Source organism: Tabrizicola sp. (assembly GCF_051645465.1).
Classification (GTDB): Bacteria; Pseudomonadota; Alphaproteobacteria; order Rhodobacterales; family Rhodobacteraceae; genus Tabrizicola.
Map to the genome: position 1 here is coordinate 1 of NZ_JBOFBI010000133.1, position 22,014 is coordinate 22,014.

The window sequence follows — 22,014 nt, forward strand, 5'->3', positions numbered from 1 at the left end:
TCATCGCCATGCCGCCCCAGCAGACCCCGAAGGTCGACTGCACGTTGGTCTGGGTCCAGTCCATGACCTCCAGAAGCTCATCCCAGTAGGTGACTTCCTCGAAGGGCAGATGCTCGATGGGGGCGCCAGTGATGATCAGGCCGTCGAACTTCTCCTTCTTCACCTTCTGGAACGGGCGATAGAAGGCGGCCATGTGCTCGGCGGCGGTGTTTTTCGTCTGGTGCTCGGACATCCGGATCAGCTGCAGGTCGATCTGCAGGGGCGTGGCACCGATCAGCCGGGCGAACTGGTTCTCGGTCTGGATCTTCTTCGGCATCAGGTTCAGAAGGCCGATCCGAAGCGGCCGGATGTCCTGATGCGCCGCCCGGTCGGGGGACATCACCATGACGCCCTCGGACCGCAGCACGTCATAGGCGGGCAGGGTTTCGGGAAGCGTGATGGGCATCGTCGGGTCCTTGGGGCTTGAAGGGCCAAGAGCTAGGGGTTTATCGCCATGGTTGCAAGACTTGGGGCGGGGCTCAGGCGCGGTCTATGGCGCGGGCCATCAGGGCGTCGAACTCTCCGGCACTGCGGACCCCGGCGGCCTCTTCAGCAGTAACGGTCACGCCCCAGTGCGACATGGCCTCATAGCGGGGCTGGCGGTGGGCCAGCGCGCGGGCATAGGTCCAGCGGACGAAATCGTCGGGATCGCAAGTTTCTTCGGTAACAGAATGGGTTGCGCGGTATTCCTCCCACATCGTGTGAAGAAAGGCAGGCCGGTAATACATCGGTTTCGGCGCGCGGTCGAAGCGGCGGGCAAGCTCGGCCGTGTGGGCGTCCGAGCCCTTGATCCAGACCAGAAGCAAGGTATCGGCCAGCTGCCGCATCACCGGGTCTTGGGGGTCGTCGGGCTCTACCACCTCGCAGATCGAACCGGAGGTGTCGCAGACGAAGTTCGGGTAGCCGTAAAGTTCCTGCGCGCGGTCCATGAAGCGGGCGGTGTCGAGCGTGGCCGAGATTTCGGCCTGCCGGTGCTGGTCCTGGCGCTTCATGTATTCGGCGAAGGGCACGCCGCCCTTGCCCGGATCTCCGGGCTTGCCAAGGTAGGTGGACAGCGGTGCCAGGTTGTCGAAGGTGATGTTCGAGGTGATGTAGACGCTGTCGGTCATCAGAAGCTCACGCAGGAGCGGGACCTTCATCGCCTCGCGCTTGAAGTTGTCGGCAATGAATTCGTTCATGTAGCGGGTGCCGATCCGGTAATCGACCGAGTAGTGGAACCAGTCCCCATGATCGCGCAACATGTTGGAAAGATACGTCTTTCCCAGGCCGGACATGCCAAAGAGCATCACGCGCTTTCGCGGTGCGGCCAGATAGTCCTGCCCTGAACGGTAGATCATCGCGTCACCCTTTTGCGCCCGGTGTTATCCGGGAGGGCCCGGTTGCACAACGAAAAACCCCGCCCGGATGAAGGGGCGGGGTTTGGTTTCGAGCAGACAGTGATCAGAACGTATAGCCGACGCGGATGCCGACGCCGACGCCGCTGTTGCCTTCGAAGTTCGCACCGATCGTGGTCGTGGCATCGCCGATATCGACGTAGCGGATGCCGCCGGTGATCTTCATGTTGTCCATCGTGTAGGTCGCAGCCAGCCCGACGCTGGTGAAACCATCGGTCGGGCCAAGGTTGCCAGTGATCTCGCCATCAGACTTTTCATAGCCAACAGTCACGGCGCCCGACCAGTTTTCGTTGAACCGTCGTCCGACGCCGAGGTTGTAGGTGATCCGGTCGCTGGCATAGCTCACCAGCGGCGTGGTCGGGAAGTAGCCCACCGGGTCGATGACGAATTCGCTCCATTCCTGCCAGCGGATCGAGCCGAAGAGCAGCGTGTCCTTGGCGATACCGGTCTGGAACTCAAGGTTCACCGACTGGGGCACTTCGGTCTCGAACGTGCTTTGTCCTCCGAACGGCCCGCCTTCTGTCGCATCAAGCGTGTGTGTGATGGCCGAATTGTAGGTCAGCGCGACGCGGGCCGCGATTTCCGGCTTTTCCCATGCGATACCAACGACATACCCAAGTTCGGAGTCGTAGTTGGTGTCAAGGCTGTAGGCGCCCACCGTCGGAAGCGACACTTCGCCGTGAACGGTCTGGTAGCGCAGGCCGCCGTAGACCGAGACGTTGTTCTCGAACTTATAGCGCAGAAGTGCTGTGATCGCACTGGAGCTCAGCTTGGCGGTCGAGCCCTGCAGCGGATAAAGGCCGCCGGTCGGGTAGGCGACATTCGCGCCGATCGGCTGATCGAGGACAAGCGCGAAGTCCATCTTCTCGCCGATGTCCATTTTGTAGCCAAGACTCCACGAGTTGTAGCTTGACGACATGTCTCCTGAAGTGGCGACCCCGCCCGGGCCTACGCTGCCGCTGACGGTCGGATCGAAGTGTCCGAAGCTGAGTTCGGCGTACCGTCCCTCTTCGAACAGGATCGCAACCGATTGCGACGACCGCTCGACTCCCCCCGCATGTGCGGCTGTAGCTGCCGTAGCCAAAGCTGCTGCCGTCGTCAGAATTGTTTTCATTGTGCTCATCCCTCAACACGAACTCCCTGCACGGAAGTTCCCCCTGAGAACGAAGGCTAGGCCCAGTCAAACAGCGGGTCAATCAATGACGCCACGTCACGGTTTTGTGACTGCCGTACCCTGTGGCGCAGATGTTCCACTGCGGAGCGTGATCCAGATGCCAACGAAGATCAGCGCGGCCCCAAGGAAGAGCGTCGGCTCGACCTTTTCGGCGTAGAAGACTGCCCCGACCGCCGCGATGATCGGCAGGCGGGCGAAGTCCACCGGGACCACGACGCTCGCGGGCGCAAGGCTAAGCGCGGTGGTCAGGCAGAGATGCGCGGTGATGCCTGCGACCCCGATCAGGCCCAGCCAGGGCAGGGTGGGGAGCGTTGGCAGCGTGACCTGGCCATCCGCGAGCATCGCAACGGTGCCGAAGCCCGCCTGCATCAGCGTCAGCCAGAAGAGGATCGAGACAATCGCCTCGCCCCGTGTCAGGGCCTTGGTCATCAGGGTGGTCGCGGCAAAGAAGAAGGCGGCGCCAGCGGCGGCAAGGACGCCAGGCTCGACATGGCCGAAGTCGGGCTGGGCGACGATCAGCGTGCCGGTAAAGCCAAGCGCTGCCGCGAAAAGCTTCCGGCGGGTCAGGCTTTCGCCGAGGACGAGCGGTGCAAGCAGTATCACCCAGATCGGCGAGGTGAATTCCAGCGCGAAGACCTGTGCAAGGGGGATGACCGTGATCGCATAGAACCAGAGCGACTGGCCGGAGAAGTGAAAGATGTTGCGCAAAAGGTGGCTGCCAAGCCTGTCAGCCCTCACGCGCCCGATCTGGCCAAGCGCTGCGGCAAGTGTCACGACAATGACCCAGCCGATCACGGACCGGTAGGCAAGGATCTCGAACGTGTCATGCACGCCCTTGATCTGCCGCGTGGCGATGGCCATCGCGGTGAAGGCGGCGATGGCCCCGGTCATCCAGGCGGCGGCAAGAAGCGGGCGGTGGGTCATGGCAGACTGCTCTGCGGATTGTGCGGCAATGTCCAGCCCAAGATCAGGCCAGCCCCGGGTCGACAAGCACCTTCACCTCGCCCGGTGCTGCCGGTTCGGCGATGGCGCGGGCGGCCTCGGCCAGCGGGATCACGCGTGAGATCAGGGGCGCGACCTCGATCTGTTTCAGGCTGAGCATCCGGGTGGCGCGGGATTGGGTGAAGGGGTTGATGAAGCTGTGAAGCAGATGGATTTCTCGGAAGAGCAGGTCGAAGGGTTCGATCTGCACTTTCTGCCCTTTGGGCAGAACGCCCAGCACTACGATGCGCCCACCGGTGCGGGTCAGGCGGGGCGCCATTTCCACCGTGTCAGCGACGCCCGCGCACTCCAGGACAAGATCGGCGCCGTTGGGGAGGACGTCGCGGGCTTCGGCTTCGGTCGCGACCGCCTGCATCGCGCCAAGGCTCAGGGCAAGCTCGCGTTTCGCGGGGTGGCGGGTCAAGAGGGTGACCTCGGCCCCGGCATTGCGTGCCAGCTGCACTGCCAGAAGGCCGATCACCCCACCGCCGATCACCAGCACCCGCTCACCGGGGATGGGCTGGCCAAGGTCGACCCCATGGAGGGTGCACGCAAGGGGTTCGGCGAAGGCCGCGTGATGGGGGTGGAGGCCACCGGTCTCGACGGCGCGGTGGGCCGGTATCGTCACGCATTCGGCAAAGCCGCCGTCGCGGTGGATGCCGATGGCGATGTTGCGGGCGCAAAGGTTGACGCGGCCCCTAAGGCACTGGTCGCACTGGCCGCAGGCGATGTTCGGGTCGCACGCGATGCGGGTTCCGACGGCCAGGCTGACGCCTTCACCACGCGCGATGACGACGCCGGCGAATTCATGGCTGAGGGTGACGGGCGGGGCGCAGGGAAACTCGCCCTTGTATAGATGCCGGTCGGTCCCGCAGATACCCGCCGCCAGCACCCGCACCAGCACTTCGCCCGGGCCGGGCAGGGGGGCATCCACCTCAACCGCGCGGATATCGCCCACCGCAAGAAGCCTGACCGCGCGCATTCCGCCCCCTCCCCGTGGTGCGCAGGCAGCCTGCCACAGGGGCCTCGATGCGGCAATGGCGGCCAGGATTGCGGCGGGCTCGTCACGGCACTAGCATGGCGTGGTCGGGACAGGTGGGGATGGTTCATGGCCAGGCAGGTGCTTCGGGTCGACAACAGCCGCGTTGGATATGCCGAGCTGTTCTTCGACTTGGTGTTTGTCTTTGCCATCACCCAGGTCAGCCATCACCTGCTTTATCACTACACTTTGGCTGGGGCGGCCGAGACGGCGCTGCTCTTCCTCGCGGTCTGGTGGGTCTGGATCTACACGACCTGGGTCCTGAACTGGCTGGACCCCGAGACGACGCCTGTGCGGATGCTTCTCTTCGCGATGATGACCGCCGGGCTGTTCCTGTCGATGGCAATACCCACGGCTCTTGGGGATCGTGGCCTGGTCTTCGCCGGTGCCTATGTGGCCATGCAGATTGGCCGCACGATTTACATGCTCTGGGTCGTCTGGTCCGATCTGCGACGGCGTCAGACCTATTACCGGATCGCCACCTACTTTGCCGTCGCCGCCGTGTTCTGGATCTGGGGTGCGCTGGTCGAAGACCATGCTTTGCGCCTTTCGCTTTGGGTGCTGGCGCTTGGGATCGAGTTCCTGGGACCGGCCGCGAGCTATCGTGTGCCTGGTCTTGGCCGTGATCAGACCACCAGCTGGCGCGTCTCGGGGGCGCATATGGCCGAACGCTGCGGGCTCTTCGTGATCATCTGCCTGGGCGAGACGCTCCTGATCTCGGGCGCAACCTTTGCCGGGATGGACTGGGACGTCGCTGGCCTATTGGCCTTCCTCGCGTCGGTCCTGGGGACGGGCGGCATGTGGTGGGTCTACTTCCACATTGGCCACCGCCGCGGCGCGCATCAGATCGAACATGCCGAGGATACCGGCGCAATCGCGCGGCGCAGCTACACCTACTACCACATCCCCATCGTGGCGGGGGTGGTGCTCTCCGCAGTCGGTGCCGAGCGGGCGATTGCCCATCCCGAGCATCTGGCGACGTTTGCCGAAGGTGCCTCGGTGATCGGCGGGCTGGCGCTTTTCCTTTTCGGCAACGGGCTTTTCAAGCGGGCTTCTTCCAGGTGGTTCCCGCTGTCGCATCTCGTCGGCCTTGGGCTCTGCGCCGTCGTCTTCCTGGCGGGGCCATGGATGACGCTTTTGGTCCAGAACCTTTTGGCGGCGCTGATCCTGATCCTGGTTGCGGTCTGGGAGCACCGTTCGCTTTCCGCGGCCAACGAGGCAACCGCCTGAATTGCCTGACCGGCCCTGTGCGTTCCTAAGCCGAGACGACGACCTGTGCGGTCGCAAACATCGGCTCTTCCAGGACGGCTGTTGCCGGAAGATCGCGCACGGCCTATCTCGCTGCACAAGCAACTGGAAAACGAGAGAAAACGATGAGCCTTGACCAGCCAGACGGACGCCAGCCCGACCATCCGGTTGCACCGCAGTTCCCGGCCCGCTGGTCGCCGAGGTCCTTCACCGACCAGACACTGACCAAAGCTGACGTGATGTCGCTTCTGGAGGCGGCCCGCTGGGCACCCTCGGCCTCGAACCTCCAGCCGTGGCGTTTTGTCTGGGCACTGCGGGGCGAGCCTGAATTCGCGGCGATCCTCGGCTGCCTGACCGGCAACAACCCGCTTTGGGCCGGACGGGCCGCGGCACTGATCGCGGTTGCCTCGAAGGACCGCATTCCTGGCCGTGATGGAGCGGAACAGGTGAACCGCACGGCTGGTTTCGACACTGGTGCTGCCTGGATGTCCCTGGCGCTGCAGGCGCAAGCGATGGGCCTTGTGACGCATGCAATGGGCGGGTTCGGGGTCGATGATCTGGCGCGTGTCGTCGCATTGCCCGGCGGCCACACCTTGCAGGCGGTGGTGGCGGTCGGGCATCAGGGTGCGGCCGAGGCCCTGCCGGAAACCCTGCGGCCGCGCGAAGTGCCGAACCGGCGGCAACCCTTGGCCGAGACGTCTTTTCATGGACGTTTCTGAGAACGGCTAAGGAGCCTATGCCCCGTTGACCTGAAAGTCGCGCTTCAGATGCGCGGTTGCTTTGTACCAGTCGCTCGCTCTTGTACGGGTCTGGTGGTCCTCGAAGGCCTGCCGGTCGATGAAGCTTTCGTCCAGGCGCCACACCAGCGGGTCGGCCGAGCGGGTGACGTCGAAGGTGATGCAGCCAGGTTCGGCACGGGAAAGGCTGATGTGGTCAGGCAGGTACCGGGCGACGATCTCGGCGTCTTCGGTTGTGGCGCAGATGAGGTGGCCGGTGACGCGGATCATTCCAGCTCGATCGTCCCCGGCGGTTTCGAGGTGCAATCGTAGAAGACCCGGTTCACGCCCTTTACTTCATTGATGATCCGTGTGGCGGTTTCACCAAGGAACTCATGGGTGAAGGGGTAATAGTCGGCGGTCATTCCGTCAACGCTCGTGACCGCCCGCAGCGCCAGAGCGTAGTCATAAGTCCGCCCGTCGCCCATCACGCCGACCGTCCGCATCGGCAGGATCGCGGCGAAGGCCTGCCAGATTTCGTCGTAAAGCCCGTGCTTGCGGATCTGGTCGATATAGACCGCGTCGGCCTTCCGGAGGATATCGAGCTTTTCGCGCGTGATCTCGCCAGGGCAACGGATGGCAAGGCCGGGGCCGGGGAAGGGGTGGCGGCCGATGAAGCTTGGCGGCAGGCCCAGTTCGCGGCCCAAGGCGCGGACCTCGTCCTTGAAAAGCTCGCGCAGGGGTTCGACGAGCTTCAGGCCCATCTTCTCCGGCAACCCGCCAACATTGTGGTGCGACTTGATCGTGACTGAAGGGCCGCCCGAGAAGCTGACGCTTTCGATCACGTCGGGGTAAAGCGTCCCTTGCGCCAGGAACTTCGCCCCGCCGACCTCGGTCGCGTGTTTCTGGAAGACGTCGATGAAAAGCTTGCCGATGGTCTTGCGCTTGACCTCGGGGTCCGAGACCCCTTCCAGCGCGCCCAGGAAAAGGTCGCTTTCGTCGGCATGGATCAGCGGCATGTTGTAGTGGTCGCGGAACATGGTCACGACCTGGTCGGCTTCGCCGAGGCGCAGAAGCCCGTGGTCGACGAAGACGCAAGTAAGCTGGTCGCCGATCGCCTCGTGGATCAGGACCGCGGCGACAGAGCTGTCCACCCCGCCGGAGAGCCCGCAGATCACCTTGGCATCGCCCACCTGATCACGGATCTTGCGGATCGCCTCTTCGCGGTAGGCGCCCATCGTCCAGTCGCCTTTGAAGCCCGCAAGCTTGACGAAATTCTCGTAAAGCTTCGCGCCCTTGGGGGTATGGTGCACTTCGGGGTGGAACTGGACCGCGTAGAAATGGCGGGTCGGATCGGCGGTGATCGCGAAGGGCGCGTTCGGCGAGGTGCCGTAGACCTTGAAGCCTGGGGCCAGCTTCGACACATGGTCGCCGTGGCTCATCCAGACCTGTTCCTGCGCCTGGGGCCCGGCCTCGGGCGGGAACCAGCCGGCAAGGAAGGGATGGGTCAGCGGGGTTGGCGTGACGAAGGCCTTGCCAAACTCCGCCGTGCCGTGCCCGCCTTCGACGTGGCCGCCAAGGCAGTGCATCATCACCTGCTGGCCGTAGCAGATGCCCAGGATCGGGACGCCAAGATCGAACACGCCCTTCGGCGGCATTGGCGCGTTCTCCCAGTAGACCGAGGCCGGGCCGCCCGAGAAGATCACGGCCTTCGGCGCAAAGGCGTTGAGGAAGGCCTCGTCCACGCGATTGTAGGGGTGGATTTCGCAGTAGACGTTCAACTCGCGCAGACGCCGAGCGATGAGCTGCGTCACTTGGCTGCCGAAGTCGATGATCAGAAGACGGTCGTGTACCTGGGTCATGGCTTCGCGTAGCCGGTGGATGGCAAAATCGCAAGGGCAGCACCCAGGCCCCAAAATTTTTCGCCGAAAAATTTTCCGCCCGGCCCAACGCGGGTTTGTCGGCCCCGGCCCGCGATAATGTCGGTTTTGGAGTTCAAGAGGCGCATTCGGGGGGAAAGCCAGCGGGGCATCACGGCATAAGGGCGGCAAAGCTTTCGGAGGACGATATGAACGATGTTGCAGGGCGCCGGGCGCGCAGCGGGGGCGGGGCAAGCCGCCGGGCAGAGCGGACCGCAGTCAGTTTCGAATCCGCCCGGTTCATCCAGCGCAACATCCCGAACTTCGAGATCCTGAACGACGAAGCGCTTCAGATCATCGAATGGAACGCCGAGACGGTGCTGGAAGAGATCGGCGTCAACTTCGTCGAAAACCCCGCCGCGCTTGACCTATGGCGCGCCGCAGGGGCCGACGTGAAGGGTGAGCGGGTGCATATCCCCCGCGGCCTGGCCCGCAAGCTTTGCGCCACGGCCCCTTCAAGCTTCACCCAGCACGCGCGGAACCCCGAGCGGAATGTCGACGTGGGTGGTCGCAATCTGGTGCTGGCGCCGGTCTATGGCCCGCCCTTCGTCCGCGACATCGACGGTGGCCGTCGCTACGCGACGCTGCACGACTTCCAGAACTTCGTGAAGCTCGGCTACATGTCGAAATGGCTGCACCATTCCGGCGGCACGGTTTGCGAGCCGACCGACGTGCCGGTGAACAAGCGCCACCTCGACATGCTGATGGCCCACATGACGCTGTCCGACAAGCCCTACATGGGCTCGGTCACCGAACCCAGCCGGGCGGCAGATTCGGTCGCAATGTCGAAAATCCTCTTCGGCGACGATTTCGTCGACCGGAACACCGTGATGACCTCGCTCATCAACATCAACTCGCCCCTGACCTTCGACGGCATCATGATGGGCGCGCTGGAGGTTTACGCCAGGGCCAACCAGGCCGCGATCATCTCGCCCTTCATCGTTGGCGGGGCGATGGCGCCAGTCACGGTCGCCGGCACGCTGACGCAGGTCCTGGCCGAGGTTCTGGCGGGCGTCGCCTATTCCCAGCTGGTGCGGGCAGGTGCGCCGGTGATCTTCGGGGCTTTCGTCACGAGCATCGACATGAACTCCGGCGCGCCGACCTTTGGGACGCCGGAAGCCGCCCATATCACCTATGGCGCGGGCCAGCTTGCCCGCCGGATGAACCTGCCCTACCGCTCGGGCGGGTCGTTCTGCGGCTCGAAACTCCCCGATGCGCAGGCGGCGTATGAGACGGCGAACAGCCTTAACATGGCGCTCCTTGCGGGCGTGAACTTCATGCTCCATGCCTGCGGATGGCTGGAAGGTGGCCTGGTCAGCTCCTACGAGAAATTCGTGATGGACGCCGATCAGCTCGGCACGCTCCACCATCTGGCGCAGGGCGTCATAATGGACCAGAACGGCCAGGCGATGGACGCGATCCGCGAGGTGGGGCCGGGCGGCCACTACCTTGGCTGCGCGCATACGCAGGCGAATTTCAAGTCGGCCTTCTGGCGGTCGGATCTTCTGGACTACAAGCCGTTCGAGACCTGGGCCGAGGAAGGCGCCCGCGACACCCAGGCCTTGGCCGCCGAGCGGGTCAGGAAGCAGCTTGCGGACTACCAGGCCCCCGACCTCGATCCCGGCATCCGCGAGGGTCTGGAGGCCTTTGTGGCCCGCCGCAAGGCCGAGATGCCGGACGCTTTCATCTGAAGGACGCCCGGCATCCGGCGCGAACGAGGGGCGGACAGCCGCCCCTTTCTTGATCCAAAGTCAGGCACTACGCCTGCCGCAGAAGCCTTGCTTCTGCCAAAAGCGCGATCAACACCTCGATGTGACGGGCGACCGAGTAGGCGGCATCCCCTGCAATCCGCGTCGCCTCAAGCTTCGCTTCCACGGATATGAGCGAGAACACATTATCCTCGGGCGAGGCCGCGGCCTGTACAAAGCGGCGCAGGTCGCGCTCGCGGCGGTATTCGCCAAGGCCGTAGCGCGCGGCGCGCATCAGAAGCCGGGGGCGGCGCAGGGTGGCGAGGAGGGTGCGACAGTCAGTCATAAGGGTACTCCGTAGCTGGACGGGGCATCCTGACGGCATACAACCCTGCGTTGCGTCTTTCTCTGTTAAGGCGCGCGGAGGTTACCGAATAGTTTAAGATTTCTGTCGAATTGTTGGGGTCGACCGAAAGCTTAATCAACAGGTAACCAATTCCACCCAAGGTTGCGATGATCCAACGCTGGACTCATTACAGCCCGGGTGTGGACAAAGACGGGACGACTGAATTGCCTGAACTGACTGCTGCCAGCCTGCCAGACTGGCTTCCTGCTGCTGTGCGTCATTATCTCGACCATACCGAAGAAGGCACATCGCTCAGGGAGCTTGCGCGTCGCGAAGGACTGCATGCCTCGACAATCATGCGACAGGTCCGTCGGTTCGAAAACCGCCGCGAGGATCCGCTGATGGACGAGGCGCTTTCGGCAATATCCCGTCTCCATCTTCGCCCCTCCGATGATCCAGCCCGAAAGGATGCCGAGCCTATGTCTGTCCACCCGCGCCTTAATGCCCAGGGCAATCAGCCCGATATCTGCGACGAACAGGCGCTGGAGCGCGAAGGCATGCGCGTCCTGCGTCGCCTGGCCGAGCCGAGCGCGGTGATGGCGATTGCGCCCGATCTCGACAAGGCGGTGGTCATCCGTGAACTGCCGGGCGGGAAAAGCCTCCGCACTGCGGTGCTGGAGCGTTCGGTTGCCCATGCCTTCGCGCTGAAGGACTGGGTCACCTGCCGCAAGCCCGGCCGCGTGTCGACCTATGAGATCACCTCGGCGGGCCGCGCCGCGCTGAAGCGGATGGTCGACGAGGAAGACCGCCGCCGTCAGGGCATGTCCGAGGCCGCAACGCCTTTCGGCGACCAGCACCGCGTCTGGGGCGAGCGCGAGGTGATCGATGACGCCGGCCCGCGCCGGATGCGCTACAACCTCGCGGAAAGCCCGGTGGCGCTCCTTGGCCGCAGGCGGGACCGCGACGGCAAGCCGTTCCTGGAACCCGAACTGGTCGCGGCGGCAGAGCGGCTGCGCGAGGATTTCGAGCTGGCCCAGATGGGACCCCGTGTGGCGCAGAACTGGGATCGGTTCCTCACCGGGGGCGATCGCGGGGGCTTCCAGCCGGACAGCGGTCCGGGCGAGGGGCCGTCCTCGGCGCGCTCGCGGGTGGCCGCGGCGCTCCGCGATCTTGGCCCGGGGCTCGGCGACATGGCGCTGCGCTGCTGCTGTTTCCTCGAAGGTCTCGAGGTTGCCGAAAAGCGGATGGGCTGGGCCGCCCGGTCGGGCAAGATCGTGCTCAGGATCGCGCTCATGCGGCTGCGTCGTCACTATGAAGAGACCTACGGCAAATCCGGGCTGCTGATCGGCTAGCGGGTCAGGCCCCGACGCTCCGAACCGCCAGCACGATGGAAATCGCGCCAAGCCAGACCGCAGCCAGCCGCCGCAGCACGAACAACGCCTGCGGCTGGCGCACACCTCCCCCGCGCAGCACCGCGCCGAGGCCCGCCCAAAGCGCTGCAACCAGCACGACAAGCCCGGCAAAAAGCACCAGGTTTGCAGGAAGCCGATCGGGAGAGGGCAACAGCACCAGACCGAAGATCAGCGCCTTGGGGTTAAGCGCCGTCGTCACGAACAAGGACCGCGCGCCGACCGAAGTGTGCCCCGTTTCCACGACCGGCACCCGCCACAGCCGGACGGCAAGCACCGCCACCCAGACTGCCGCCGCCACCGTTACCCCTGCGCGCAGTCCGTTGTGTCCTTGCAGAACCGATCCGCCGACCAATGCGAGCGGCACGACCGTCAGAAGATACCCCAGAAGCTCGGCCGGGATGAGCCGCATCGCGCCGATCAGGCCGCGCTCGGCCCCCGCCAGAAGGACCAGCGAGTTCGTCGGTCCCGGTGTCAGCAACAGAAGAAGGACGGCAAGCGTCAGTTCAATGGGGGACATCATGACCTCGTTTCCAGGTCTCTGATGTCAGTCGGGAAAGCGGGCGGCTTTGATCGGTGTCAAACGGCCCCCGGAAATGCGGCAGGGGGGATGCGTCGGAACCGCACCCCCCCTGCGTGTCCGGGGCTTCCCCGGCCCCGGAAAGCGCGCCAGCACTGTGATCAGGCGGCGCGCGGGTCTCGTCTGTGCAACCGGTAATCTGCAACCCTCTGGCGGGTCATGCCGATGAGTTTGGCCGATCCCAGGGCGATCCCGACGGTCGCGAGCAATCCAAGGCCAACGGCCAGCGCCACGGTCGTCAGGCCCGTCCCGCTGCCGACCAGAAGGATCGCGCCGGAAGCGCCAATCAGAAGAAATTCCGGGCCGATCATCTCGGTCACTCTGAGGTTGGCCATGGACACATCCGTTCGGGGTTGCAAATGGCGCAAGGTGCTGCGGCGTCCGTAACCGGGGTCACTGCGTTGCCTTGAGCGCGAAAGGGGCTTATCTCAGGGGCAGCCAAGCGTCAGGGGGAATTTTTCGTGCGAGACCTCAAACTTCCCGACGAACGCCATCCCGAAAAGGCGCATCGCCCGGACAATGCCCAGCCGAAGAAGCCGGACTGGATCCGCGTGAAGGCGCCCACCTCGGAAGGCTACAGGAAGACCCGCGACATCCTGCGCGAGAAGAAGCTGGTCACGGTCTGCGAAGAGGCGGGCTGCCCCAACGTGGGCGAATGCTGGTCCCAGGGCCACGCGACCATGATGATCATGGGCGAGATCTGCACCCGCGGCTGCACGTTCTGCAATGTGGCGACGGGCAAGCCCCAGACGCTTGATGCGTTCGAGCCGGGCCGGGTGGCCCACGCCGTGGCCGAGCTAGGGTTGAGCCATGTGGTGGTAACGAGCGTCGACCGGGATGATCTGGATGACGGCGGGGCGGAACACTTCGCCCAGACCATCCGCGCTATCCGGCATCGCCGCCCGGAGACGACGATCGAGGTTCTGACGCCGGACTTCCTGAAGTGCGGGCCTGAGGCGCTGGCAAAGGTCGTCGAAGCGCGCCCCGATGTCTTCAACCACAACCTCGAAACCGTTCCCGGCCTCTACCACGAGGTCCGCCCCGGCGCACGCTACTTCCATTCGCTGCGGCTGTTGCAGCGGGTGAAAGAGCTGGATCCGACCATGTTTACCAAGTCCGGCATCATGGTCGGCCTTGGTGAAGAACGGCAAGCTGTCCTTCAGGTGATGGACGACCTGCGTTCCGCCGATGTCGACTTCCTGACGGTCGGCCAGTATCTGCAACCGACGCCCAAACACCACCGGGTCGACCGGTTTGTGACACCCGAAGAGTTCAAGGCCTATGAGACGGCGGCCTGGGGCAAGGGGTTCCTGATGGTCTCGGCCACGCCGCTTACGAGGTCGTCCTACCATGCGGGTGACGATTTCGCGAGGATGCGCGCCGCGCGCCAGGCGGGGCGGGGTTAATCGAGTTTTCGTCGAAAACTCGGACTTCGGATTTTCGACGAAAATCCGCAGCTTCAGAACAGCATTTGAACCGGATCGCGGTTGCATACCACGATGAACTGGTTCGAGGTTGCAAGCAGATGAAAACCCCGGCGGCGCACTTCGTCAAAGAAGCGGTCGCGGCCAACCTCGCGGTCGATCCACGAAATCGAACGCCGGACGACGCCGCCCTTTGCGGCCTGGGCCGAAAAGATCAGCCTGATCCATGCGTCAGGATCATGATTCAAAGGTGGAAAGGTCTGATGCTGGGTCATTCCCGCATCTTCCAAGCTATCGGTTAAGAGGCGATGAACGCCCACCGATCATTCCACGTTCGGCACCGCCAGCAGATACTCTGCCACTGCCTGCCGGTCGCTCTCGGGCAGCCGGGCCATGTTTGCCACCACATGCACCATATGCCCGCCGACGACATCGAAATCGGGCGTGAAGCCCGTTGTCAGGTACTGGACGATATCCGGAGCCGTCCAGCCAAGCTTGCCCGGCGTGATGTTCGGGATCCGCCCCTCGCCCGACGGGTTCGGCGCACCGCCCAGCCAGCGGGCGGTGTCCATTCCCCCAAGGAAATTCCGCGGAGTGTGACATTCGCCGCAATGGGCCAGCGCTTCGGCGATATAGCGGCCACGGGCGGCCGTGGGTGTCATGTTCCCCGCAATCGCCCAGTCATCCGACAGGAACAGAAGCTTCCAGACCCCCACCGCCTCGCGGCGCGAGAAGGGAAAGCCGAGCTCATGCGCGGCGCTTGGCGTCGGATCGGCAGGCAGCGTCTTCATGAAGGCGTAAAGGTCCGCGACATCCTGCAGCTCCATCTTCGCGTAGGATGCATAGGGCAGGGCAGGGTAATAGTGCTCGCCCTCCGGGCTTACCCCCCGCGTCACGGCACTCGCGAAATCCAGCAGAGACCAGTTGCCGATCCCGTACTCGGGGTCCTGGCTGATGTTCGGTGCCACGAACGTGCCGAAGTCCGACGGAAAGCGCTGCCCGCCCGACAGGACCAGCTGCGCCTCGTCTTTCGCCCCGGATGCCATGTGACAGGACGCGCAGCCCGTCGCCCAGAACACCAGCTCGCCCTTGGCCACATCGCCCGTCAGGTTCGCAACCTCAGCCTCGGACAAAGGGTTCGGCCGGGCCAGGAACCAAAGCACCCCGGCCGCAATCACGCCAAGTACCAAAAGCCAGCGCAGAACCCGCATCGCTTCCCCCGCATCTGATTTCGACCGGAAGCCTACATGACGCCGTCCAAGGGTCCAATCAGGGATTGGCGCCTCGGCGGTCAACTGTCAGCCAGTCCGGCCAGCCGAAGAAATACTCGATACCCACGATGACCAGGCAAATCGCGATCACCCCGAACACGAGCTTCACGCGGCCCTCCGAGGGCGGATTCTGCACCCAGCGTTTGGCGCGGACGAGCCAGTGCAGGTAGTTCACGCCGCATCCCCCTCAATGAAACGCACCTTGCCGATGAACGGCAGATTGCGGTTCCGCTGCGCAAAGTCGATGCCATAGCCCACGACAAACTCGTCCGGGATCTCGAACCCCGTCCAGTCCGCCTTGACCCCGACTTCCCGCCGCGAGGGCTTGTCGAGAAGCGCACACACCTTCAGCCGCTTCGGTTGCCGCGCCTGCAGAAGGTGGATCACGTGCTGAAGCGTGAAGCCGGTATCGACGATGTCCTCGACCACCAGCACATCCCGCCCCGCAATCTCGCCCCGCAGGTCCTTCAGGATGCGCACCTCGCGGCTGGAGTGCATTGTGTCGCCATAGGACGAGGCCTCCAGGAAATCCACCTCGACCGGTAGCTCGATCTCGCGCACGAGGTCGGCGATAAAGACAAAGGACCCACGCAGAAGGCCCACGACCACCAGCTTATCGGTGCCCTTGAAGTGCTGGGTGATCTCGCGCGCCAAAGCCTCCACCCTGGCCGCAATGGCCTTGGCGCTGATCAGCTGGTCGATGACGTAGGGACGGTCGGGCATGGGTGGCTTCCGGTTGATCTGTCACTTTCCTACAAGCCTTGGCCCCTGTTGGCGAGCCGCGACATGACGGCCGCTTGATCTTGGCCGCCAGCCACGCCACATCTCGGCAAAAGACCAGACACCGATGCCCACCCATTCCGAAACCAAACGCCTGCCCTATACCGCCCGCCAGATGTACGATCTGGTGGCCGACGTCGGCTCGTACCCGAAGTTCCTGCCATGGAACGCCGCGGCCCGCATCCGCTCGCGCCGGCCGATCCCGGGCGGCGAGGTGATGGAGGCCGATCTGGTGATCAGCTTCAAGGTCTTCCGTGAACGCTTCGGCAGCCGGGTCACGCTCTGGCCCGACGCGCAGAAGATCGACACGGAATACCTGGACGGCCCCTTCCGGCATATGAAATCCAACTGGGCGTTCCGCGATATCCCCGGCGGCTCCGAGGTCGATTTCCACGTCGACTTCGAATTCCGGAACGCGCTCCTGCAGGGCATTATCGGCGTGGTCTTCAACGATGCGATGCAGCGCGTGGTCCGCGCCTTTGAACGCCGCGCGGCTCAACTTTACGGCCCGGCACCGCTTTGAATAAGTCGCGCCCCTCAGCGTAGGGTTTCGCGCTCTTGCACGTAAGCATGGAACAACACTCGTGAGTGAGCCATGCGCCTGATCCTCATTTTCCTTGCATTTTGCCTTGCCGCCCCGGTTGCCGCCGAAACCGTCCGTCTTGGCGACCGCTATTATGAGATCGACCTGCCCGCGAACCCGAACGGCGCCCCGCTGATCCTCGCGCTGCATGGCGGGGGCGGGAACCCCGATCAGTTTGCCTCCTCCTCCGGCCTTGGCCGCGATGCCGTGCGCAAGGGCTATGCCGTGGTGTTTCCGGCGGGCAGCGGGAGGCGGGGCGACAAGCTTCTGACCTGGAACGCCGGTTACTGCTGCGCCTACGCCCAGCGGCAAAGGGTCGATGACCTGGCGTTCCTTGCCGAGGTGATCGACGACGCCGCAGACCGTTTCGGTGTCGACGGCAGCCGGGTCTATCTCACCGGCATGTCAAACGGCTCGATGATGTCCGAGACCTTTGCCGCACGCTATCCGGAGCGGGTTCGCGCCGTCGCAGGCGTCGCGGGGACAATGGATACCGGGCGCTATCAGGTGGGGGGGCAAGTCCCCGCGCTTATCATCCATGGTACCGCCGATCCCATGGTGCCCTATGAAGGCGGGCAGGGCGACAGCAGCCTGACCCGCGTCGACTTTGCCTCGGTCGCCTCGGTGGTCCAGGCTTTCCTCGCCCCATGGGGCGGTGGGCTGTCCGAGACGAGCCGCACCATCAACCGCAAGGACGATGGCGCTTCGGTCGTAGTGACCGACTACCAGAAGGCCGGTCAGACGGTCCTGCGCCTGATCACCGTCGAAGGCGGCGGGCATCATTGGCCGGGCGGGCGCAAACTGCGCGGGGCAGACGTCCAGACGCAAGAGATCGACGCCAATGCCGAGCTCCTGCGGTTCTTTGCGCAGCATCCCTGACCCCTCTGAAGCTCCGACTACGCCGAAGTGAACAGGCTGGCGGCAGCGAGCGATTTTGTTGGCGAGCCACGCATGGTATCGTAGTGCGAAACAATGTGGAGATCACGTGATGACAATGCCCGCTCAGAGAACAACGATCCGCCTTGATCGCCGCAAGTTCCTTGCGGCCGCCTCGGCGCTGGTCGCCGCCGGTGTCCTGCCGAAATCGGCGCTGGCTCTTTCCGGACCGCACAGCTTCACCCACGGCACGTTCAACGTGATGGTGCTCAGCGATGGAACGCTGGAGCTTCCGCTGTCGATCATCAGCGCGGATGCCCCACCGGAAGAGCTGGCGGCATTGCTTGGCCTTGCCGCGGATGCTCAGGCCGCCCCCGCCGAGATAAGCCCCGTCCTCGTCACCGCGGGATCCGACGCGATCCTGTTCGATACGGGCACTGGCGGCATGATGGGGCCGAACGCGGGCGGCCAGCTGGTCGAAAGCGTGAAGGCCGCCGGTCTCACGGCAGACGCAATCACCAAGGTGATCTTCACCCATGCGCATCCCGACCATCTCTGGGGAACCATTGCTGCCGACGGCACCCATGTCTTTCCGAACGCGAGCTATCACCTGGCCGAGGCGGAACTGAACTTCTGGTCCGCCCCCGATCTTGCCACGCAGATGCCCGCCGACATGACCGACATGATCAACAACACGCAAAAGCAGCTGACCGCGATGAAGGACAAGATCGTGACCTTCAAACCGGGCAGCGAAGTGGTTCCCGGCATTGCCGCGATCGACACGGCGGGCCATACGCCGGGGCATGTGTCGTTCGAACTGGCGGGCGGGGACGGGCTGATCCTGACCGGCGATGCGATCACTGTCCCGGCAGTGTTCTTCGCCCATCCCGAATGGAAGTTCGGCTTTGACGCCGATGGCGAGATGGCGGGCAAGAGCCGTCGCGCACTTCTGGATATGGCCGCGGCGGGCAAGAAGCAGATGCTGGGCTACCACTGGGCCTTCCCCGGCCTTGGCCGTGCTGAAGCCAAGGACGGGGCCTTCGTCTACGTCGCCAGCTGATCCGGGGTCAGCTCGTCAGCTCATAGGCCCGCTCGCCATGGACCGTCATGTCCAGCCCGTCGGCCTCGGTCTCGGGGTCGACGCGCAGGGGCGTGATCAGCGCCACGAGCTTGACGATCACCCAGGTCGCGACGACCGTCCAAAGGCCCACGATGGCAAGGCTGCCCAACTGCGCCGACCAGCTCCCCGCCTCGAAGACGGCGATCATGATCGTGCCGAAGATGCCGCCCACACCATGGACCGCAAAGACGTCCAGCGTGTCGTCGATCTTCAGGCGGTTGCGGATCAGGCTCACGGCTTCCTGGCACAAGATCCCCGCCACCCCGCCAATGGCCAGCGCCTCAAGCGGCCCGACAAACCCGCTTGCCGGGGTGATCGAGGCCAGCCCCGCGATCGCACCGGTCACCAGACCCACCAGAGATGAGCGCCCGAACTTGATCCGCTCCCACAGGATCCAGGTCAGGCTGGCCGCCGCCGCCGAAAGGTGGGTGACCGTCAGCGCCATCGCCGCTGTGCCGTTCGCCGCAAGGGCCGATCCGCCGTTGAACCCGAACCAGCCGACCCACAGCATCGCCGCCCCGATCATCACCATCCCAGGCTGGTGCGGCGGCGTGGTGCGGTGCTTCCGTGGGCCAAGGATGATGGCGATCACCAGCGCGGCAAGGCCTGCCGTCTCATGCACCACGATCCCGCCCGCAAAGTCCCGCACCCCCGTCTCGCCGAACATCCCGCCATCGGCCAGGATGCCGCCACCCCAGACCCAGTGCGCGACCGGGGCATAGACGACCAGCATCCAAAGGGCTGAGAACAGAAGGACAAAGCCGAACCCGATGCGTTCCACATAGGCGCCGACGATCAGCGCCGGTGTGATGATCGCAAAGGTCATCTGGTAGGCGAAGAACAAGACCTCGGGCAGGGTGCCCGTCAGGGTTTCGGGGGTGACACCGCGCAGGAAGGCCTTCTCCAGCCCGCCCCACCATTCATTGCCGCCGCCGAAGGCAATGGAATAGCCTGCCGCGAGCCACAGGATGCTCATCAGACAGGCAATCGCGAAGCAGTGCATGAAGACGCTCAGCACGTTCCGCGCCCGGACGAGGCCACCGTAGAAAAGCGCGAGGCCCGGCAGCGTCATGAAAAGGACCAACGCGGTCGCAATCAGGATAAAGGCCGTGTCGGCAGCGTTCATGTGGTCCCCCAGGTCCGTTCGCGGCCCAGAAACCGGGTTCGGGGCGCCCGGAAAAGCGGCAAACTGCGATATGCGCGCGCCCAAAAGCAGCAATTTATCAAGTGCCCGAAAAACAGGCGCAGAAATCCGCTTTTCGCCGAGTTCATAATCGCTTCGCGGATCAGTCCATGGCCGCGAACAGCAGCGCCAAAGCATGCTCGGTCGCGGCTTTGCGCACCTTGGCCCGCCCGAGCGCACCGAACTCTACCGTCTCAACCGCCGTCTCGCGCCCCTTGCGGGCCAGGGCAAAGCAAACCCGCCCCTCCGGCTTGAACTCCGACCCGCCCGGCCCGGCGATCCCGGTCACGGAAACCGCCAGATCGGCGTGGGAGTGCCGCAGCGCCCCCTCGGCCATCTCCTTCCCCACCGCCTCGGACACCGCGCCGTGCGCCTTCAGCGTCTCGGCCGCGACCCCAATCATCTCAACCTTCGCAGCGTTGGAATAGGTGACAAAGCCCCGCTCGAACACATCCGACGACCCTGGCACATCGGTCAGCGCCGCCGCGACCATCCCGCCGGTGCAGCTTTCCGCCGTCGCGATCTTCAGGCCCCAGTAGCGAGCCTTGGCCAGAAGCTCCTCAACCTTTACCCCAGCCACGGCGCAACCGCCCCATGATAGACCCCCGCCAGCACGACCGAGACGATCCCGGCGAAAAGCCCGGCCCAAAGGTCATCCAGCATCACCCCAGCCGGATCGCCGCGCTGGTCGGCCCTCCCGATGACCCAGGGTTTCCAGATGTCGAAGATGCGGAAGAGAAGGAACGGCATCAGCCATCCGGGCCATGCCCCGAGAAGAAGGTTCGGCACATCGTGCCACCAGAGCGGGATCACGGTGAAGCTCAGCGCCAGCCATTGGCCCGCCACCTCGTCGATCACGATCTCCGGCGGGTCGTCTCCGAGGAGGCCCTCCAGGTAGTGCGGCACCGCCCAGAACCCCGCCACCGTCGCCACCGCCGCGCCCAGCGGGACCAAGAGCGCAAAGCCCGCTTCATAGGCCAGAACCGCCAGCACCACCGCGATGGCCGAGGCCCATGTCCCGGAGGCCGGCCGCAAATGCCCCGCGCCGAAGAAAGTGGCGATGGCCCAGCTCATGCCCGCACCAGCGTCGCGGTTGCGAGGGCCGCAATCCCTTCCTCACGACCCGTGAAGCCCAGCCGTTCCGAGGTCGTGGCCTTCACCGAGACGCGGGTCTCATCCACGCCCATGATCCGCGCCAATTCCCTTTGCATCTCAGCGGCATGCGGCCCGATCTTCGGGCGTTCGCAGACCAGCGTCACATCGCAGTTCGCCAGCCGATAGCCGCGCGCGGCGGCCAGCCCTATAGCGTGCGAAAGGAAGATATGGCTCGCCGCCCCCTTCCACCGCGGGTCAGAGGGCGGGAAATGCCGCCCGATATCCCCCTCGGCCAGCGCGCCATAGATCGCGTCGGTCAGCGCATGCATCCCCACATCGGCATCCGAATGCCCTAGGAGCCCCCGGCCATGCGGCACCTGCACCCCGCAAAGCCAGACATGATCGCCCTCGCAGAAGGCGTGGACGTCATAGCCGTTGCCCAAGCGCACATCCATGTCCCGCCCCTTCAGAACCGCCTCGGCCCGTGCAAAATCGCCCGGCCAGGTCAGCTTCAGATTGCTTTCCTCCCCCTCGACGATCGCCACGTCAAGCCCCGCCGCCCGCGCCACCTCGACATCGTCCAGCGCCCCGCCCGGATGCGCCTTATGCGCCGCAAGGATCGCCTCCAGTCGAAACGCCTGCGGCGTTTGCGCCCGATACAGCCCCGACCGGTCGACCGTCCCCGCCACCAGACCCGCCTCACCCCGCCAAAGCGCATCGCTTACGGCCAGGGCAGGGGCCGCCCCCTCATGCGCCTCCAGCGCCACGACCAGACGGTCGATCAGCGCCTTGCTGACAAGGGGCCGCGCGCCATCATGGATCAGGACGCGCTTGACACCCGTCCCCTCCAGCACCCGCAGTCCCGCCAATACCGAGGCGTCCCGCGTCGCCCCGCCCTCGACCAGCGGCACCCCCAGGCCCGCAGCCCGCTCCCGGTCGTCGGGATGGATCACCAGCACTACCGGAATGCCGCCGAAGGCCGCAAGCGTATGCGCCAGAACCGGTTTTCCGGCCAGCATCTGCCACTGTTTCGGGACATCCCCGCCCATGCGGCTCCCCCGACCGGCGGCAACGATAATGACGGCTGTGTCCATGGTCCCTTCCTTCCCCTTCTCCCTAATCCAGCCCGACCTGCATGACAATCTGGCG

Annotated in this window: 26 protein-coding genes; 8 read left to right on the forward strand and 18 right to left on the reverse strand. The window is 64.7% G+C overall.

Going from position 1 to position 22,014, the window contains the following annotated elements; translation table 11 throughout:
* The 5 genes from ACRCSW_RS08165 to ACRCSW_RS08185 all read right to left on the reverse strand — a co-directional run.
* Positions 1 to 445, reverse strand: a 445-nt coding sequence (locus ACRCSW_RS08165) for a homoserine O-acetyltransferase/O-succinyltransferase family protein (protein WP_438704100.1), incomplete at its 3' end; no start/stop codon positions are given.
* A gap of 73 nt (positions 446 to 518) precedes the next feature.
* Positions 519 to 1,376: an ATPase gene (locus ACRCSW_RS08170; protein WP_438704101.1), complete on the reverse strand. Its 858-nt coding sequence runs from the start codon at positions 1,374 to 1,376 to the stop codon at positions 519 to 521.
* A gap of 103 nt (positions 1,377 to 1,479) precedes the next feature.
* The gene (locus tag ACRCSW_RS08175) at positions 1,480 to 2,547 is read right to left on the reverse strand and encodes a hypothetical protein (protein WP_438704103.1); all 1,068 of its coding nucleotides are present in this window, start codon (positions 2,545 to 2,547) and stop codon (positions 1,480 to 1,482) included.
* Between the two features lie 96 nt (positions 2,548 to 2,643).
* Complete coding sequence (locus tag ACRCSW_RS08180; protein ID WP_438704105.1) at positions 2,644 to 3,531, reverse strand: DMT family transporter; 888 nt, start codon at positions 3,529 to 3,531, stop codon at positions 2,644 to 2,646.
* Positions 3,532 to 3,574: 43 nt separating this feature from the next.
* Entirely contained in the window at positions 3,575 to 4,570 is a 996-nt protein-coding gene (locus ACRCSW_RS08185) for an alcohol dehydrogenase catalytic domain-containing protein (protein WP_438704107.1), read from the reverse strand.
* A gap of 126 nt (positions 4,571 to 4,696) precedes the next feature.
* On the opposite strand from ACRCSW_RS08185, the gene ACRCSW_RS08190 reads away from it, so the two are divergent.
* Both ACRCSW_RS08190 and ACRCSW_RS08195 read left to right on the forward strand, forming a co-directional pair.
* Complete coding sequence (locus ACRCSW_RS08190) at positions 4,697 to 5,857, forward strand: low temperature requirement protein A (RefSeq protein WP_438704109.1); 1,161 nt, start codon at positions 4,697 to 4,699, stop codon at positions 5,855 to 5,857.
* A gap of 143 nt (positions 5,858 to 6,000) precedes the next feature.
* Positions 6,001 to 6,594: a nitroreductase family protein gene (locus ACRCSW_RS08195; protein WP_438704111.1), complete on the forward strand. Its 594-nt coding sequence runs from the start codon at positions 6,001 to 6,003 to the stop codon at positions 6,592 to 6,594.
* A 15-nt stretch (positions 6,595 to 6,609) separates the two neighbouring features.
* On the opposite strand, the gene ACRCSW_RS08200 is transcribed toward ACRCSW_RS08195, so the two are convergent.
* Both ACRCSW_RS08200 and guaA read right to left on the reverse strand, forming a co-directional pair.
* Entirely contained in the window at positions 6,610 to 6,882 is a 273-nt protein-coding gene (locus ACRCSW_RS08200; protein ID WP_438704112.1) for a putative quinol monooxygenase, read from the reverse strand.
* The gene (guaA, locus tag ACRCSW_RS08205) at positions 6,879 to 8,453 is read right to left on the reverse strand and encodes a glutamine-hydrolyzing GMP synthase (protein ID WP_438704114.1); all 1,575 of its coding nucleotides are present in this window, start codon (positions 8,451 to 8,453) and stop codon (positions 6,879 to 6,881) included. Before guaA ends, ACRCSW_RS08200 begins: the two co-directional genes overlap by 4 nt.
* A gap of 206 nt (positions 8,454 to 8,659) precedes the next feature.
* Here guaA and ACRCSW_RS08210 point away from each other — a divergent pair, with 206 nt between their 5' ends.
* The gene (locus ACRCSW_RS08210; RefSeq protein WP_438704115.1) at positions 8,660 to 10,201 is read left to right on the forward strand and encodes a trimethylamine methyltransferase family protein; all 1,542 of its coding nucleotides are present in this window, start codon (positions 8,660 to 8,662) and stop codon (positions 10,199 to 10,201) included.
* A gap of 67 nt (positions 10,202 to 10,268) precedes the next feature.
* On the opposite strand, the gene ACRCSW_RS08215 is transcribed toward ACRCSW_RS08210, so the two are convergent.
* The gene (locus ACRCSW_RS08215; RefSeq protein WP_438704117.1) at positions 10,269 to 10,544 is read right to left on the reverse strand and encodes a DUF6477 family protein; all 276 of its coding nucleotides are present in this window, start codon (positions 10,542 to 10,544) and stop codon (positions 10,269 to 10,271) included.
* A 224-nt stretch (positions 10,545 to 10,768) separates the two neighbouring features.
* On the opposite strand from ACRCSW_RS08215, the gene ACRCSW_RS08220 reads away from it, so the two are divergent.
* Positions 10,769 to 11,896: a DUF6456 domain-containing protein gene (locus ACRCSW_RS08220; RefSeq protein ID WP_438704119.1), complete on the forward strand. Its 1,128-nt coding sequence runs from the start codon at positions 10,769 to 10,771 to the stop codon at positions 11,894 to 11,896.
* Between the two features lie 4 nt (positions 11,897 to 11,900).
* On the opposite strand, the gene ACRCSW_RS08225 is transcribed toward ACRCSW_RS08220, so the two are convergent.
* Both ACRCSW_RS08225 and ACRCSW_RS08230 read right to left on the reverse strand, forming a co-directional pair.
* Positions 11,901 to 12,476: a hypothetical protein gene (locus ACRCSW_RS08225; RefSeq protein WP_438704121.1), complete on the reverse strand. Its 576-nt coding sequence runs from the start codon at positions 12,474 to 12,476 to the stop codon at positions 11,901 to 11,903.
* 158 nt (positions 12,477 to 12,634) lie between these two features.
* Entirely contained in the window at positions 12,635 to 12,868 is a 234-nt protein-coding gene (locus ACRCSW_RS08230; protein WP_438704122.1) for a hypothetical protein, read from the reverse strand.
* A 126-nt stretch (positions 12,869 to 12,994) separates the two neighbouring features.
* Here ACRCSW_RS08230 and lipA point away from each other — a divergent pair, with 126 nt between their 5' ends.
* A complete protein-coding gene (lipA, locus tag ACRCSW_RS08235) occupies positions 12,995 to 13,939 on the forward strand; it encodes a lipoyl synthase (protein ID WP_438704124.1) in 945 nt (314 codons plus the stop codon).
* Positions 13,940 to 13,992: 53 nt separating this feature from the next.
* On the opposite strand, the gene ACRCSW_RS08240 is transcribed toward lipA, so the two are convergent.
* Genes ACRCSW_RS08240 through hpt form a run of 4 tightly spaced genes read right to left on the reverse strand, consistent with a single transcriptional unit; the run spans position 13,993 to position 15,951 of the window.
* The gene (locus ACRCSW_RS08240; RefSeq protein ID WP_438704125.1) at positions 13,993 to 14,277 is read right to left on the reverse strand and encodes an N-(5'-phosphoribosyl)anthranilate isomerase; all 285 of its coding nucleotides are present in this window, start codon (positions 14,275 to 14,277) and stop codon (positions 13,993 to 13,995) included.
* A 3-nt stretch (positions 14,278 to 14,280) separates the two neighbouring features.
* A complete protein-coding gene (locus ACRCSW_RS08245; protein WP_438704127.1) occupies positions 14,281 to 15,168 on the reverse strand; it encodes a c-type cytochrome in 888 nt (295 codons plus the stop codon).
* 58 nt (positions 15,169 to 15,226) lie between these two features.
* Complete coding sequence (locus tag ACRCSW_RS08250; protein ID WP_438704129.1) at positions 15,227 to 15,403, reverse strand: hypothetical protein; 177 nt, start codon at positions 15,401 to 15,403, stop codon at positions 15,227 to 15,229.
* Complete coding sequence (hpt, locus tag ACRCSW_RS08255; protein ID WP_438704131.1) at positions 15,400 to 15,951, reverse strand: hypoxanthine phosphoribosyltransferase; 552 nt, start codon at positions 15,949 to 15,951, stop codon at positions 15,400 to 15,402. Before hpt ends, ACRCSW_RS08250 begins: the two co-directional genes overlap by 4 nt.
* A 124-nt stretch (positions 15,952 to 16,075) precedes the next feature.
* Here hpt and ACRCSW_RS08260 point away from each other — a divergent pair, with 124 nt between their 5' ends.
* From ACRCSW_RS08260 to ACRCSW_RS08270, 3 genes are all read left to right on the forward strand, one after another.
* Positions 16,076 to 16,531: a type II toxin-antitoxin system RatA family toxin gene (locus ACRCSW_RS08260; RefSeq protein WP_438704133.1), complete on the forward strand. Its 456-nt coding sequence runs from the start codon at positions 16,076 to 16,078 to the stop codon at positions 16,529 to 16,531.
* Positions 16,532 to 16,603: 72 nt separating this feature from the next.
* Entirely contained in the window at positions 16,604 to 17,470 is an 867-nt protein-coding gene (locus ACRCSW_RS08265) for an alpha/beta hydrolase family esterase (RefSeq protein WP_438704135.1), read from the forward strand.
* Between the two features lie 109 nt (positions 17,471 to 17,579).
* The gene (locus ACRCSW_RS08270) at positions 17,580 to 18,527 is read left to right on the forward strand and encodes an MBL fold metallo-hydrolase (protein ID WP_438704137.1); all 948 of its coding nucleotides are present in this window, start codon (positions 17,580 to 17,582) and stop codon (positions 18,525 to 18,527) included.
* 7 nt (positions 18,528 to 18,534) lie between these two features.
* Here the strand turns inward: ACRCSW_RS08270 and ACRCSW_RS08275 are convergent, their stop codons facing one another.
* From ACRCSW_RS08275 to ACRCSW_RS08290, 4 genes are all read right to left on the reverse strand, one after another.
* Positions 18,535 to 19,713 carry an ammonium transporter gene (locus tag ACRCSW_RS08275; protein ID WP_438704139.1) on the reverse strand — a complete coding sequence of 393 codons (1,179 nt, stop codon included), beginning with the start codon at positions 19,711 to 19,713 and terminating at the stop codon, positions 18,535 to 18,537.
* Positions 19,714 to 19,873: 160 nt separating this feature from the next.
* Complete coding sequence (locus ACRCSW_RS08280; RefSeq protein ID WP_438704141.1) at positions 19,874 to 20,350, reverse strand: CinA family protein; 477 nt, start codon at positions 20,348 to 20,350, stop codon at positions 19,874 to 19,876.
* On the reverse strand, positions 20,338 to 20,844 hold the full coding sequence (locus tag ACRCSW_RS08285; protein ID WP_438704142.1) for a phosphatidylglycerophosphatase A family protein: 507 nt from the start codon (positions 20,842 to 20,844) through the stop codon (positions 20,338 to 20,340). Before ACRCSW_RS08285 ends, ACRCSW_RS08280 begins: the two co-directional genes overlap by 13 nt.
* The gene (locus tag ACRCSW_RS08290) at positions 20,841 to 21,959 is read right to left on the reverse strand and encodes a bifunctional 2-C-methyl-D-erythritol 4-phosphate cytidylyltransferase/2-C-methyl-D-erythritol 2,4-cyclodiphosphate synthase (RefSeq protein ID WP_438704144.1); all 1,119 of its coding nucleotides are present in this window, start codon (positions 21,957 to 21,959) and stop codon (positions 20,841 to 20,843) included. Before ACRCSW_RS08290 ends, ACRCSW_RS08285 begins: the two co-directional genes overlap by 4 nt.
* Positions 21,960 to 22,014 lie beyond the last annotated feature (55 nt).